The 13,779-nt window shown below is 35.4% G+C and carries 13 protein-coding genes; 5 read left to right on the forward strand and 8 right to left on the reverse strand.

The genetic code is table 11. The features are described 5' to 3' along the window. Positions 1 to 95: 95 nt before the first annotated feature. The 6 genes from ACFS3A_RS01455 to ACFS3A_RS01480 form a co-directional block, all read right to left on the reverse strand. Positions 96 to 674 (reverse strand): YdeI/OmpD-associated family protein, encoded by a 579-nt coding sequence (locus tag ACFS3A_RS01455; protein ID WP_379823479.1) that lies wholly within the window; start codon positions 672 to 674, stop codon positions 96 to 98. 8 nt (positions 675 to 682) lie between these two features. Continuing rightward, the gene (gene pepT / locus ACFS3A_RS01460) at positions 683 to 1,960 is read right to left on the reverse strand and encodes a peptidase T (protein WP_379823482.1); all 1,278 of its coding nucleotides are present in this window, start codon (positions 1,958 to 1,960) and stop codon (positions 683 to 685) included. 117 nt (positions 1,961 to 2,077) lie between these two features. Next, the gene (locus ACFS3A_RS01465; protein ID WP_379823484.1) at positions 2,078 to 3,217 is read right to left on the reverse strand and encodes a formylglycine-generating enzyme family protein; all 1,140 of its coding nucleotides are present in this window, start codon (positions 3,215 to 3,217) and stop codon (positions 2,078 to 2,080) included. Between the two features lie 103 nt (positions 3,218 to 3,320). Beyond that, the gene (locus tag ACFS3A_RS01470; protein ID WP_379823485.1) at positions 3,321 to 4,334 is read right to left on the reverse strand and encodes a DUF6515 family protein; all 1,014 of its coding nucleotides are present in this window, start codon (positions 4,332 to 4,334) and stop codon (positions 3,321 to 3,323) included. An 88-nt stretch (positions 4,335 to 4,422) separates the two neighbouring features. After that, positions 4,423 to 5,640 (reverse strand): OprO/OprP family phosphate-selective porin, encoded by a 1,218-nt coding sequence (locus ACFS3A_RS01475; RefSeq protein ID WP_379823486.1) that lies wholly within the window; start codon positions 5,638 to 5,640, stop codon positions 4,423 to 4,425. 42 nt (positions 5,641 to 5,682) lie between these two features. Beyond that, positions 5,683 to 6,282, reverse strand: a complete 600-nt coding sequence (locus ACFS3A_RS01480; RefSeq protein ID WP_379823487.1) for a hypothetical protein — start codon at positions 6,280 to 6,282, stop codon at positions 5,683 to 5,685. Positions 6,283 to 6,546: 264 nt separating this feature from the next. Here ACFS3A_RS01480 and ACFS3A_RS01485 point away from each other — a divergent pair, with 264 nt between their 5' ends. After that, the gene (locus tag ACFS3A_RS01485) at positions 6,547 to 7,581 is read left to right on the forward strand and encodes a quinone-dependent dihydroorotate dehydrogenase (RefSeq protein WP_379823488.1); all 1,035 of its coding nucleotides are present in this window, start codon (positions 6,547 to 6,549) and stop codon (positions 7,579 to 7,581) included. Here ACFS3A_RS01485 and ACFS3A_RS01490 read toward each other — a convergent pair. Together ACFS3A_RS01490 and ACFS3A_RS01495 are read right to left on the reverse strand one after the other, a co-directional pair. Next, a complete protein-coding gene (locus tag ACFS3A_RS01490; protein WP_379823489.1) occupies positions 7,567 to 8,283 on the reverse strand; it encodes a DUF3307 domain-containing protein in 717 nt (238 codons plus the stop codon). The genes ACFS3A_RS01485 and ACFS3A_RS01490 overlap by 15 nt on opposite strands. Further along, positions 8,280 to 8,894: a SatD family protein gene (locus ACFS3A_RS01495; protein ID WP_379823490.1), complete on the reverse strand. Its 615-nt coding sequence runs from the start codon at positions 8,892 to 8,894 to the stop codon at positions 8,280 to 8,282. Before ACFS3A_RS01495 ends, ACFS3A_RS01490 begins: the two co-directional genes overlap by 4 nt. A gap of 209 nt (positions 8,895 to 9,103) precedes the next feature. Between ACFS3A_RS01495 and ACFS3A_RS01500 the strand changes: the two genes are divergently transcribed. The 4 genes from ACFS3A_RS01500 (at position 9,104) to guaB (ending at position 13,730) form a co-directional block, all read left to right on the forward strand. Next, positions 9,104 to 9,970, forward strand: a complete 867-nt coding sequence (locus ACFS3A_RS01500; RefSeq protein ID WP_379823492.1) for a hydroxymethylglutaryl-CoA lyase — start codon at positions 9,104 to 9,106, stop codon at positions 9,968 to 9,970. A gap of 78 nt (positions 9,971 to 10,048) precedes the next feature. Next, positions 10,049 to 10,600 (forward strand): hypothetical protein, encoded by a 552-nt coding sequence (locus ACFS3A_RS01505; protein ID WP_379823493.1) that lies wholly within the window; start codon positions 10,049 to 10,051, stop codon positions 10,598 to 10,600. Next, positions 10,597 to 11,997 (forward strand): DUF5723 family protein, encoded by a 1,401-nt coding sequence (locus ACFS3A_RS01510; RefSeq protein WP_379823496.1) that lies wholly within the window; start codon positions 10,597 to 10,599, stop codon positions 11,995 to 11,997. Before ACFS3A_RS01505 ends, ACFS3A_RS01510 begins: the two co-directional genes overlap by 4 nt. Positions 11,998 to 12,257: 260 nt before the next feature. Continuing rightward, positions 12,258 to 13,730 (forward strand): IMP dehydrogenase, encoded by a 1,473-nt coding sequence (gene guaB, locus ACFS3A_RS01515; protein ID WP_379823497.1) that lies wholly within the window; start codon positions 12,258 to 12,260, stop codon positions 13,728 to 13,730. The last annotated feature ends 49 nt before the right edge of the window (positions 13,731 to 13,779 follow it).

Below are 13,779 nucleotides of genomic sequence, written 5' to 3' on the forward strand. Positions count from 1 at the left end.
TGACAAAAAAAGAAAAACCTTAGTCAAAGTTTTAAACTTTAACTAAGGTTTCGTTTTGTATAGATTGGAATTTAAAATATTGAAATTTTCAAATTCTACCTATATTTATCATTCAGTCCAACATTAGCCAAAATCATCGGAATCACTTTTTCGATTCGCGCAAGTTTTGTTTTTTCCTGTTTAGCCGACTCAATATATTCTAAAAACTCATATTGTTTGTACGGTTTGAAATTCTCAAAAGCTTGTTTTAAAGCTGGGTTTTGCACCATTTCTTGATTTAGCAATTCAGAAATAATGGTTTCTTTCTTAGCAGGTTTTATCGCTTTTCCTTGTTTTTCGTTTTCAATGGCTTCGTGAATATAATCTAAAATGACTGCTTCGTTTATTTCTTCTTTGGATTTAAAACGCCATTGTCGTAAGGACTTTGTAATTTCTTCCTGAGCGTTGATAAGTTTTTTCTTTTCATCTTTCAGAAAAACGCCATTATAAAACCAAATGGTAAAATAATCTTTAAAACCGCCCAGTCCAATAACGTTTTTTTTATTGAAAACATAAACAGGAGCTCCCCATTTTACAGTTTCGATCAGTTCAGTTTTATCAATAATTGATTTTAGAATAAGAATTTCTTCTTCCCACTGATTCATTTTGTCCCAAACGTGTTTTTTCTCAGACATTCCTTTGATTATTTTCTTCCTTTAGGTTTTTCAACTGGATCAAAGATTCCCGGAATCGCAGTCAGTTCAGCAATTTTTACGATTACATCAGTTGCTTTTTGAATGCTTTCTGCCGGTACATATTCGTATTTTCCATGGAAATTATGTCCGCCCGCAAAAATGTTTGGACAAGGCAATCCCATAAAAGATAATTGAGAGCCATCAGTTCCGCCTCGAATAGGTTTAATGATTGGTTTGATGTTTAGTTCTTTCATTGCTTTTTCTGCAATATCTACAATATGTTTTACAGGAAGAACCTTTTCTTTCATGTTGTAATATTGGTCTTTTACAACGGCAATTACAATATCTTCGCCGAATTTCTTTGCGAATTTTTTATTGAATTGTTTTGCGATTTTATGAATTAGTTCTTTTCGTTTTTCGAATTTCTTTTTGTTATGATCACGGATAATCAATTCTAAAACTGTTTCCTCAATGTTTCCTTTGATATGATGGACATGAAAGAAACCTTCGTATCCTTTTGTTTCTTCAGGAGTTTCTCCTTTAGGAAGTTCGTTGATAAAATCATTTGCCAAAAGCATAGAGTTGATCATTTTTCCCTTTGCATAACCTGGATGAACGCTTTTTCCTTTGAAAGTGATTTTTGCTCCGGCAGCATTAAAGTTTTCATATTCCAATTCGCCAATTTGGCTTCCGTCCATTGTATAAGCCCATTGCGCTCCGAATTTTTCAACATCAAAATGATGAGCGCCACGTCCGATTTCTTCGTCGGGAGTAAAACCAATTCTGATTTTTCCGTGTTTAATTTCCGGATGCTGGATTAAATATTCCATTGCCGAAACAATTTCTGTAATTCCAGCTTTATCATCGGCACCTAGCAGCGTTGTTCCGTCAGTGGTAATGATAGTTTGTCCTTTATATTGTAATAGATCTTTAAAGTAATTTGGAGATAAAATAATGTTTTTTTCAGCGTTTAAAACGATATCCTTTCCGTCGTAATTTTCAACAATTTGTGGTTTTACATTAGCGCCGCTGAAGTCCGGAGAAGTGTCAAAGTGAGAAACAAAACCAATGGTTGGAACTTCATGGTCAACATTGCTTGGAAGAGTCGCCATGATATATGCTTTGTCGTCAATGGTTACTTCTTCAAGTCCGATTGCTTTTAGTTCTTCTACTAATTTATTGGCAAGATTCCATTGTTTTTGAGTACTTGGTGTTGTTTGTGAATTTGGATCTGATTCAGTATCAATTGTTACATAACTGATAAAACGATCTATGATATGTTGCATTTTTTTGGATTTTTAGCAAATATAGAAAAAAAATCTGTGGAGAAATTTAGCTTTAATTATCTGATTTAATAAAAAAAGGGATTCTTTGCAGAACCCCTTTCGATTATTTTTAAGCTGTTATATACTTTTTACGCATCTAAAGCCAACGTGGTTTGCAGCAGATCTGATTTCACCTTTTCCTCTTGTACCAACCATATATCGGGTGCAATATTGATCAGTACATAAAAACGAACCGCCACGATGTACTCTTTTTATTTCAGTTGGATCATTTGGGTCATTGTAAGCATCAGGACCTTGTGGATTTTTGACAGTTTTGCCACTTTCAGCGAGTGATTTATAATAGTCTACGCTATACCAATCATTTACCCATTCCCACACATTTCCTGCCATATCGTATAAACCGTAAGCATTCGGAGCAAATTGGGCTGTTGGAGCAATTCCTTTAAATCCATCTTCGCCAGTGTCGCCATCTTTTATTGGAAAATGTCCCTGATAAATATTAGCCTGAAATTTTCCGTTCGGTTTTAAAGTATTTCCCCAGGCATAAAGATTCCCGGTTTTTCCACCTCGCGCTGCAAATTCCCATTCCGCTTCTGTTGGAAGTCTCTTTCCTGCCCATTTTGCATAAGCAGCAGCGTCTTCGTAAACAACATGAACTACAGGATATTTTTCTTTTCCTTTAATAGTGCTTTGTGGTCCTTCCGGATGTCTCCAGTCTGCTCCTGGTTCGTAGCGCCACCATTGTAGAAAGTTGTTCAGGTTAACTGCAGATGGAGTAGGAGTAAAGACAACAGAGCCTGTAACCAAATCTTCCTCGCTCGCACTTGGAAACTCTTCTTTTGTTGGTTTTTGTTCTGCGACGGTTACATAACCGGTTGCTTTTACAAACTTTTCAAATTCTTCGTTAGTTACTTCCGTTTTATCCATATAATAACCATCTACATACACACGGTGAATAGGAGCAGCGTCTTTGGTAACTCCTTTAATGCTGCATAAACTTTCATCTTCAACATTGCTTCCCATAGAAAATTCTCCCCCGGGAATCCAAACCATTCCTTCAGGAGCTTTGCCGGCGGGTTTGTTTTTGTTTTCAATGGTCGGTTTAAAGACCGACGGTTCAGAAAAATTTGGAGTTTCGTGACATTCTGCAACTTCTTTTGTTTCTTTTTTAGGTACAATTAATTTAGTATAACCGTATGCAAGTGAAATGATCGAAATTGTCAGTATTGCAAAAAGCCAAAAAGTTTTATTTTTCATGGTAAATGGTTTTGATCAGAAATAATGGTTGTCAAATAGATGGGATAAAATTATGAATATAATTTTTAATAGTATAGTAATTTTATAGAATTAATAAAATTAATTATTCTTTCTCAACCTGAACTACTTCATATTTGTCTTTTCCATCTATTTGTACGGGTTGATAATAGGTTTCGCCAAATTTTACATATTTAGCATCTCCAATAGTTACTTCTTCGCCGCCTTCAGGTAATTTCTCTACAATGGTTCCGGCAGTAGGAGCAACAACGGTGTATTTACCACCGTCTTTTTCGTAATAGGTTCCTCCATAGTAATAATTATTTACCGTTCCTGTATTAACCGTTTCTGCTCCGCTCGGAATATTGTTTACTGTACCGCCAACTGGTGCCGGCACTGCCGTATAGCCACCGCTTGTTGAACTGTACCAAACGCCCTGATCATAATGATATTGTGTGCTTTCTACACTGACCACGATTGCTGTAACTGCTAAAGTTGCAACAAAGAAGCCCCATGGATGCCAAACAGGTCCCCAATAAAAAGGAACATAAGGACGAGGATAATAGGGATGATAACAATTGTATCGGTAACCACCATATACATAAGGCGGACGTACGTAAGGTCTTGGTCCGGGTCTAACAATAGTGTTGCGATTGTTGCGAACATGAACACTATTGTTAACATTAATATTTACGTTATTTCGGTTTCTGTTAACGGTATTGCCGCTTATGTTTGTGTTTCTGTTGCCGGTTCTATTGTTATTGTTTCTATTCCCGGCTGTTGCAGGTCTAGCCGTTTTATTATTGGAGTTGGCTGGTCTTGTTATTTTATTATTAGAATTAGCCGGTCTGGTTACCTTATTGGCAGAATTAGTTGGTCGTTGTATACCTCCTCCATTTGAGCCAGGTCTTGTTGTCTGTGCCGGTCTTGTGGTTTGTGCCGGTCTTGTATGTGTGGCACCGCCAATATTCCCACTTCTGTGCGCGCCACCGCCGCCGCCTCGATGAGCAGCGCCCCCTCCTCCGAAACGTTGTGCAAAACTATCTATTGAAATAAGGAAAAATGTTCCAATCAAACACATGAGTGCTGATTTTTTTACTGTTTTGGATATGTTTTTCATTTTCAGTGTTTTATGTGAATTAAAGTTATGAAAAAAAATGTATTGTTTGTCGAAATAAAGGAAAAGTTTGATTGTCCTTTTTTTAGTTTTAAAGCGAAATATCCCACTGAATTCTAAAGCGCCAGCCTTGTTCCAACGGTAATGTTTTGTCCTGGAAACTAAAATAGCTGACTTCAGAAGTAAGTTTGTTTTTATGTCCTTTAAAAAACCAGTTAAAAGCCAGGGTCGATTCATCTTGTCGATTTTGTCTAATGGAATAATCGGGTCTGTATGATGCGTGTCTTCCTGCCATTTCCAAATGTTTGGGCCACCAATTAAAAACGTTATGAAAAAAATAGCCAGCCTGAACATAATATCCTTTCATAACAGTCATTTCATTATTATTGAATTTATCTATAATTTCCTTGGTGTGCCATTCGCTTTGCCATGAAAAACCGCGATACATAAATGCTGTTTCCAGATTCCATTGATTTACACGATATTGTCCTGGCAAACCGTCTTCAAATCCGTCTAAAGAACCTCCTCCGGCTTGAGAAAAACGCGTGTAAGGACTACGGTTGGTAATGGCTGAAAAAGCAATAATAGGAGTTGGTTTTTCGTGAAATTCCAGATCACAACCTTCAAAATCAAGGAATCTTCCCAGAAAATTCCATTGTGCTCTTCCAAAATACATTAAATTATTATCGTCATTTGAAGTACTTCCACGTCCTGTTCCGGTTAAGGCGGCAAACCAATAATTAAAATCTGCGATACCTTTTCCCTTTAAATGACCGTAAACTTCGGCTCCTAATTGTCTGTCAACAGTAAATGGTCTGTTGATAAGAGATCGTTCTACCATTTGTTGTTCGCCACTGCTGATGAAACGCTCACGGGTAAATTCTGTTTTCCATTGTCCTACTTTAAAACTCAGAAAATCCCATTTTTCGATCATTATTCTAAAATCCAGTAAGTTGGATTGACTTAATTCGTATTCCCAATAATATTTAAGCCAGGGTTCAAAAGCATGACCGCCTATTTTTAATCTGGCACGGTTTATTTTAAAAGTGGTTTTTGCATCCTGACTGTAATCATCATAAGTAAGTGGATCGGTATCATAAGGCGTAGAAAAACGAAATTGTAAACGGCTTTGAAGTTGAAATAAAAATTTGTCGTCTTTGGTTTGTAATTCAATTCCTTTGCTTCCATATCGAACATTCATCAGCTTTGTTGTATCTTTTTCCTGCTGGGATATTCCTTTCAAACTAAAAAGAAGGATGACAAGCAAAAGAAGCGTTTTGATCTGAATTATTTTTATTACGTTGAACATAAGCTTACCGAATTGTATAATTTCTTGACTAATTGTATAAATTTATTTTCCTCCAAAGTTTTTTGCAATTCCTAAACCAATTCCCCAGCTGTCATAAGCATTCCATTTAAAATCATAACTGAAAGTGCCGAAAATTTCCCATTCTTTTGGTAATTCGTACCCATATTCTACACCTGCACGGGTCAAAAAGAAATCTTCTTCTTCTTTGGCAAATTCGCCTCCAAAACCCAGAAGAAAACTCCAGTGTTCATTTGGTTTATAAATTCCCATTATGGCAGGAGCAATTGGATAACTTCTTTCAACTGTTTCTTTATCTTCTCCGCCGGCAAGATTTTTTTCGACTTTAAATTTTTCAATAATAAAGTCAGTATGAAGCCCGATTGCCCATTTTTCGTGAAATTGAAAAGTATAATCCAATCCCCAGGCGGGAAGGCTCAAAACTTCTCTGTTTCCCTCGTCATCACGGCCTTCAAAAACGTGAACATGATTAATAGAAAGCCCAATTTGATGATGTGGATGAAAAGCTTTTTCCTTGTCTTCCTGTGCTGTGATTTTGTTAAAACTGGTCAAAATGAAAAACGTAATAAAGAAAATTGTTTTTCCAGACAGGATGTTGATTCTTGCTTTCGTTTCATTTTGCATAACTTCCAGATTTTTGAAATGAAAAATTGTAACAAGATTTTTTATAATTGTCTCAAAATTAAGTAATAAATAATCCTGTGAAGTTTTTAGACAGGCTTTAAGTGGTTTCATTTTATAATTTGCAACATCAAAAAAAGCTTTTTAATCGTTTTTAAGCTATTTAAAGAATTGAACAAAATTGAAAAGATTTGTTTCTGGAAAAAAGCACCTTTTTAAACTATAATATTTAAATTTGCATCCGAAAAAAATAACAACACAACTCTTATGTATAAATTGATAATTCGTCCGATACTTTTTTGGTTTGATCCTGAAGAAGTGCATTACTTTACTTTTTCATTCGTTAAATTCATTTCAAAAATTCCTGGAGTTTCGTCAATTATAAAATCAATTTATGAGGTAAAAGATGCTCGACTAGAAAGAGAAGTGTTTGGAATTAAATTTAAAAATCCGGTTGGACTTGCTGCGGGATTTGATAAAGATGCCAAGCTTTACAAAGAGTTAGGTGATTTTGGTTTTGGTTTTATCGAAATTGGAACTGTAACCCCGGTTGGACAGGAAGGAAATCCAAAGAAACGTTTATTCCGTTTAAAAGAAGATCAGGCGATTATCAACCGAATGGGATTTAATAATGGTGGTGTTTTGGAAGCTGTTGAACGTTTGAAGAAAAATTCGGGAGTTTTAATTGGAGGAAATATCGGAAAGAATAAAGTAACTGATAATGAAGATGCGGTTAAAGACTACATTATTTGTTTTGATGCTTTGTACGATCATGTTGATTATTTTGTTGTGAATGTAAGTTCACCAAATACGCCAAATTTAAGAGCGCTACAGGATAAAGAGCCTTTAACAGCTTTATTACAGACTTTGCAGGACAGAAATGTTGAAAAACAAAAAACAAGTACTCAGAAAGCAAAACCAATTTTATTGAAAATTGCTCCAGATCTTACAGATGAGCAGTTATTGGATATTATTGATATTGTAAAAACAACTCAGATTGCGGGTGTAATTGCTACCAATACTACAATTTCAAGAGAAGGTCTACAGTCTTCAAACCAAACAGAAACAGGAGGTTTGTCCGGAAAACCATTGACAAAGCGTTCTACAGAAGTAATTCGTTTTCTTTCAGAAAAAAGCAACAAAGCTTTCCCGATTATTGGAGTAGGAGGAATTCATTCTGCCGATGATGCAATTGAAAAATTAAATGCAGGAGCAAGTTTAGTGCAGTTGTACACAGGATTTATTTACGAAGGACCGGCTTTGATAAAAGCAATCAATAAAAAAGTTTTAGGGCAATTGTAAAAGAAGGAACTGTACAATTAAGCCGGCGAGTATTGCAATTCCGAAACTGATTAAAGTGCCAATCAAAACATATTCGGTCAGTTTTCGGTCTTTGGCTTCTTTTAAATCTCCAAACCTAAAAATAGATTTAGCAGCTAAAAGAAATCCGATGGCTTCAAAATGATTGGTCAGAATAAATCCGAAAACAAATAAACGTTCCAGTATACCAATATAATTTCCGGCGGCAATTAGTGAGTTATCCTGATTGTCGATTTTGCTCTCTGGAGCCCAGATTGAAATTATCGTTTTGATAAAGATTGATGTTGGTTTGGTAAGCAGTAAAATTCCAGTCAGGAAAATCCAGAATTCGTTGTTTTTCCAAAAATCAGGGATGTTTTTATTTTCATATAAAAGTACGACGCCAATTAGAATTAAAATATGCGCAATTTGGTCTGCAACAAACCAACTTCGTTTATTTTTCTTTTTCTGAAAATTTAATTTGATCCAATCTATTAGTCCGTGTGTTACAGCAATTAAAAAAGCGTAGGGAATAAAACGGATTTCTCCCGCCAGAATTGCTGCTAAAAGGCCATGAAGAATAATATGAACATATAGGTAAATACTTTTATGTTTTTTAATTTCCTTGTCGGCTACCCATGAACCAGGTTGCCATATAAAATCACCTAACAAATGAGCTAAAAGTAGTTTTACGAATAAAATCATAATGCTAAAAGTTGTTTTATTTGGGTTCTAAAATATTGGTCTAAATTCAAAATCAGTTCAAATTGGGCACGTTTTTGTCTTCGGCTTACAGCAGCCTGATTGATGCCTAATTTTTGTCCTATTTCTTCTTGGGACAAATCAGGATTTTCTATTGCAATAGCAACAAATTCTGCCGATTGTACCAGCCAGCTGTCCATAAAAGTTAAGGCCAATTGCAGCATTAAATTGAGTTTTTCGTCAAAATTTGTATCACCTGTTCGCAGCGCCAGAGTTACCTTTTGTTTTTTTAAGGTTTCAAAAAGTTCTCCGGAATGTATAAAAGCAGAGCCGTTACTTTCAGATATTCTTTCTGCATTATGCGTTTTGTCTCCAAAACCAATACTCATTCTGGCATCTGATTTTATGGCTCGTAAACGGGCTTTGATTAAAATAGCGGCTAGCAATGCCTGTTCAGGATTTGAAACTTCAATCTGAAATTCATCACCGCGATATACTTCCCACTGGCTTGGTGTTGATCCAAAAGGCGCTAAAATCTTTTTAAGATCCTCTACCCAATGTTCTGATTTTTGCTGTCTTGAACCAATTATGTCGCCGGTAATTACACTAGTCATAACCAAATATAATTAAAAAATAATAAACTTTCTATTACAAATATAAGTAATAATATTTATTATTACGTTTTTTGGTAATATTTTAAATTATTACAATTTTGTGTAATAATTAAGGCTATTACGATATTAAGTAATAATTGGTTTCAACTAAAATTCTCTTTTATTTCATTAAAAAAGAAACTAACTTAGCCTTTACAAATGAATAAGCTTTGAATAAAGAAATCAAAATCATTGAATGTCCCAGAGATGCCATGCAAGGCATAAGAGATTTTGTTCCAACTAAAAATAAAGTTTCCTATATACAGTCTTTACTAAGAGTTGGTTTCGATACTATTGATTTCGGAAGTTTTGTTTCTCCAAAAGCTATTCCGCAGATGCAAGATACTGCTGCCGTTTTAGAACAGCTCGATTTATCTCAAACCACTAGTAAACTGCTTTCGATTATTGCTAATACGCAAGGAGCGGTAACCGCTTCAGAATATGAACAGATTCAGTATTTAGGTTTTCCGTTTTCTATTTCAGAGAATTTTCAGATGCGTAATACCCATAAAACTATTGCCGAATCTTTGGTTACTTTAAGAGAAATTCTGGAAGTTGCTGATAAGAAAAATAAAGAAGTCGTAACGTATCTTTCAATGGGTTTTGGGAATCCATATGGAGATCCGTGGAATGTAGAAATTGTTTCGGAATGGACAGAAAAACTTGCAGGAATGGGAGTGAAAATTCTATCGCTTTCTGATACAGTTGGAACTTCTACTCCGGAAGTAATTACGTATTTGTTTTCTCATTTAATTCCAAAATATCAGGAAATCGAATTTGGCGCTCATTTGCATACCACGCCCGACACGTGGTTCGAGAAAATCGATGCAGCAGCCAAAGCTGGTTGTACCCGTTTTGATGGGGCAATTCAGGGTTTTGGTGGCTGTCCGATGGCAACTGATAAATTGACAGGAAACATGCCTACAGAAAAACTGGTTTCTTATTTTACAGCAAACAAAAAATATACAGGTTTAAATTCGTTAAGCTTTGAGAGTGCTTACAATGAAGCTTCGAAATTGTTTGGAAAGTTTCATTAATTAATAGTTATATTTACCTACCTTAGATAAGGATTATAAACATTAAGCGTTATATTTAATGTTGAAATAATATTAGCCATGATACCAAATTCTAAACGCAGCCTCTTAAGTACAATTCTTTGTGCTTTTCTATTTTTTTCCTGTTCAAGTGAATTAGATTTCGATCAGATAAAAGACTTAAAGTTAGAGCCTGTTGTTGTGGCAAATCTTGCTTATTTTGATATTCCTGCAAATCAGCTTATAGACGATGGCGGAACCAATATCGTTTACGATGTACGAAACTTTACCGTTTTTCGTGATAAGTTTTTTAATGAAAGATTAAAGAAAGCGGAATTCGATTTTGAAATTGAAAATACTATTGAACGCACTTTTGCTCTGAATATGCTTTTAATGAATGACCAAAATGAAATTCTGCAGACTATATCTTTTACAGTTCCTGCTTATACAGGAAGTTCTAATGTTATAAAATATCCAACAGAAGTTTTTGAAAATGAACGTTTAGATCTTCTAAAACAAACTACTAAAATCGGATTTGTAGTTTTAATTGCTGCCGGAGACCCATTAAATAGTCAAAGTTTAGGAAGTCTGAAATTGAGATCAAGTGCAACAGCTTATTTAGTAATCGAATGAGAAAGTTAAGTTTGATTTTCTTTGTCGTTTTTCAGTTTTCTTGTTTTGCTCAAAATAAAGAACTGCTGTATAATTTTACTCAAATTCCACAGTCTTCTCTTGTCAATCCTGGAGCAGATGTTTCGTATAAATATTATTTTGGTTTTCCTGTCTTATCCGGAATTTCGGCAAATGTAGGTTCGAAAGGTTTTACGGCCTATGATTTATTTGCAGACAATGGTGTAGATTTTAATCAAAAAGTTCGAAACGTACTTAATAATACATCGAGAAACGATAAAGTAATGACCAATCAGCAGTTGGAAATCTTTTCAGGTGGTTTTAGAGTCGGAGGCAGAGAAAGCAAATCGTATGTTTCATTTGGATTGTATCAGGAATTTGACTTTTTTATGTACGTTCCTAAAGATCCCGCTCTGCTGGCTTTAAACGGAAATAGAGACTATATTGGAAAATCTTTTAATCTGGGAGATTTAACAGCAAAGGCGGAAGTTCTTTCTGTGTTGCATATCGGATATCATAAAAAAGTAAACGATAAGTTTGTGTATGGCGGACGTGCAAAAATCTACTCCAGTGGTGCAAATGCCACTTCAACAAAAAATTCCGGATATATTTATACAGGACAAAATTCCGGAACTCCGAATGTTTACAATCAGATTATTTCGTCTAATTTAGAATTAAAAACATCTGGGATTTCTAAATTTACCAAAGACGAATATGAAGGAAATGTAGCTCGTGATTTAGTAAATAATACTTTTTTTGGCGGAAGTTTAGGATTGGGAGTAGATGCCGGAATTACCTATTATATAAAAGATAATCTGCAGCTTACAGCAAGTATAATTGATTTGGGGTTTATCAGACAATCTAAAGATATCGAAACACTTACTTATAAAGGAACCTATCAATATAATGGTGTAAATCCTGATTTTATGGGAAATGACGATCCTGAAGATGTTTTTGATGAGTTTGAAAAAGCCATTCCGAGAGATACACTTTATAATAAATACACGACCTGGCGTCCGACTAAATTTTATTCCTCCATTCAATATTCATTTGGTGAAGCACGCCCGGATGATGAATGTAATTGTCGAGGACAAGTCAATAAATACTATAAAAATGCAGTAGGAGCACAGGTTTTTGCAATGACTACTCCAAGACAGCCTATAGCAGCATTGACAGCTTTTTACAGAAGGAATATTTTTAGGAAATTAGATGTAAAGGCAACTTATACTTTTGATTCGTTTTCTAATAAAAACATTGGTTTAGGACTTGCCGGTACAATCGGAAAAGTCAATGTTTATGCACTAGTAAATAATATTCTGGAATATAAAGATATTTCTAAAGCCAATGGTGTAGCATTCCAGTTCGGGATAAATTTCATTGTTCCGGATGAGGTTGATTGATTAGGAGCAATTTCCAGCTGTACATTTCAAGCACTCGACCCAAAAAACTTTTTTTCAGGATTTAAAAAGAGCTTCCGTTGGTCGCTTTTTTAAATCAGAAAAAAATATTTTTTGGCTTTTCGTGGCTTTCCATTTCCATCTGGGCTAGGCAACACGATTTTGTAGGATGATTCGTGTAAGGATAAATTTATGAATAAGTTAGTATTCAAGTTAGCAATTTATTCACTATATTTGCACGCAATTCAACTAGAAATTGCACCATGATAGCACACAACTCCAAGATTATCGGCGAAGGTTTAACTTACGACGATGTATTATTAGTACCTAACTACTCGAATGTGCTTCCCCGCGAAGTGAGTATCAAATCAAAATTCTCAAGAAACATCACATTAAACGTTCCAATTGTATCTGCTGCTATGGATACAGTTACAGAAAGTGCAATGGCAATTGCTATGGCACAAGAAGGCGGAATTGGTGTTTTACATAAAAATATGACTATCGAACAACAAGCAGGAAAAGTTCGAAAAGTAAAACGTGCAGAAGCAGGTATGATTATCGATCCGGTAACTTTGCCAATGAATTCTACTATTGCTGACGCTAAAAGTGCTATGAAAGAATTCGGAATTGGTGGTATTCCAATCGTTGACGAAAACAGAATCTTAAAAGGTATTGTTACCAATCGTGACTTACGTTTCGAAAAAAATGGAGCAAGACCAATCGCTGAGGTTATGACAAGCCAAAACTTAGTAACGGTTTCTGAAGGAACTTCTTTAGAACAAGCTGAAGTAGTTTTACAAGGTCATAAAATCGAAAAATTACCGGTTGTAAACGATAAAAACGAATTAGTAGGTTTAATTACGTTTAGAGATATTACAAAACTGACTCAAAAACCAATCGCAAATAAAGATTCTTTTGGTCGTTTGAGAGTTGCTGCTGCAATTGGAGTTACCGGAGATGCAGTTCAAAGAGCGGAAGCTTTAGTAAATGCAGGTGTAGATGCCATTATTATCGATACAGCGCATGGGCACACAGAAGGTGTTGTAAATACCTTAAAAGAAGTAAAATCAAAATTCCCTCAAATAGATGTAATCGTCGGAAACATTGCAACACCGGAAGCTGCTAAATATTTAGTAGAAAATGGTGCAGACGGTGTAAAAGTAGGAATCGGACCTGGTTCTATCTGTACTACACGTATCGTTGCAGGTGTTGGTTTTCCTCAGTTCTCAGCAGTTTTAGAGGTTGCTGCAGCTATTAAAGGAACTGGAGTTCCGGTAATTGCTGATGGTGGAATTCGTTACACGGGAGATATTCCTAAAGCAATTGCGGCAGGGGCTGACTGTGTAATGTTAGGTTCATTATTAGCAGGAACAAAAGAATCTCCGGGAGAAACGATCATTTTTGAAGGAAGAAAATTCAAATCGTATCGCGGAATGGGATCTGTTGAAGCCATGCAGACAGGGTCTAAAGACCGTTATTTCCAGGATGTTGAAGACGATGTTAAAAAACTAGTTCCGGAAGGAATCGTTGGACGTGTTCCTTATAAAGGAGAATTAAACGAAAGCATGCTTCAGTTTATTGGTGGTCTTCGTGCAGGTATGGGATACTGTGGTTCAAAAGATATTCCTACTTTACAGGAAACAGGACGTTTCGTGAGAATTACTTCAAGCGGAATTACTGAAAGTCATCCACATAACGTAACAATTACGAAAGAAGCTCCAAATTATTCAAGATAATTGGAGAGTTTTTAATATAAAACGAAAGGCGTAAGATTTAATTCTTACG

This window comes from Flavobacterium notoginsengisoli (assembly GCF_042686225.1).
Taxonomy (GTDB): domain Bacteria; phylum Bacteroidota; class Bacteroidia; order Flavobacteriales; family Flavobacteriaceae; genus Flavobacterium; species Flavobacterium notoginsengisoli.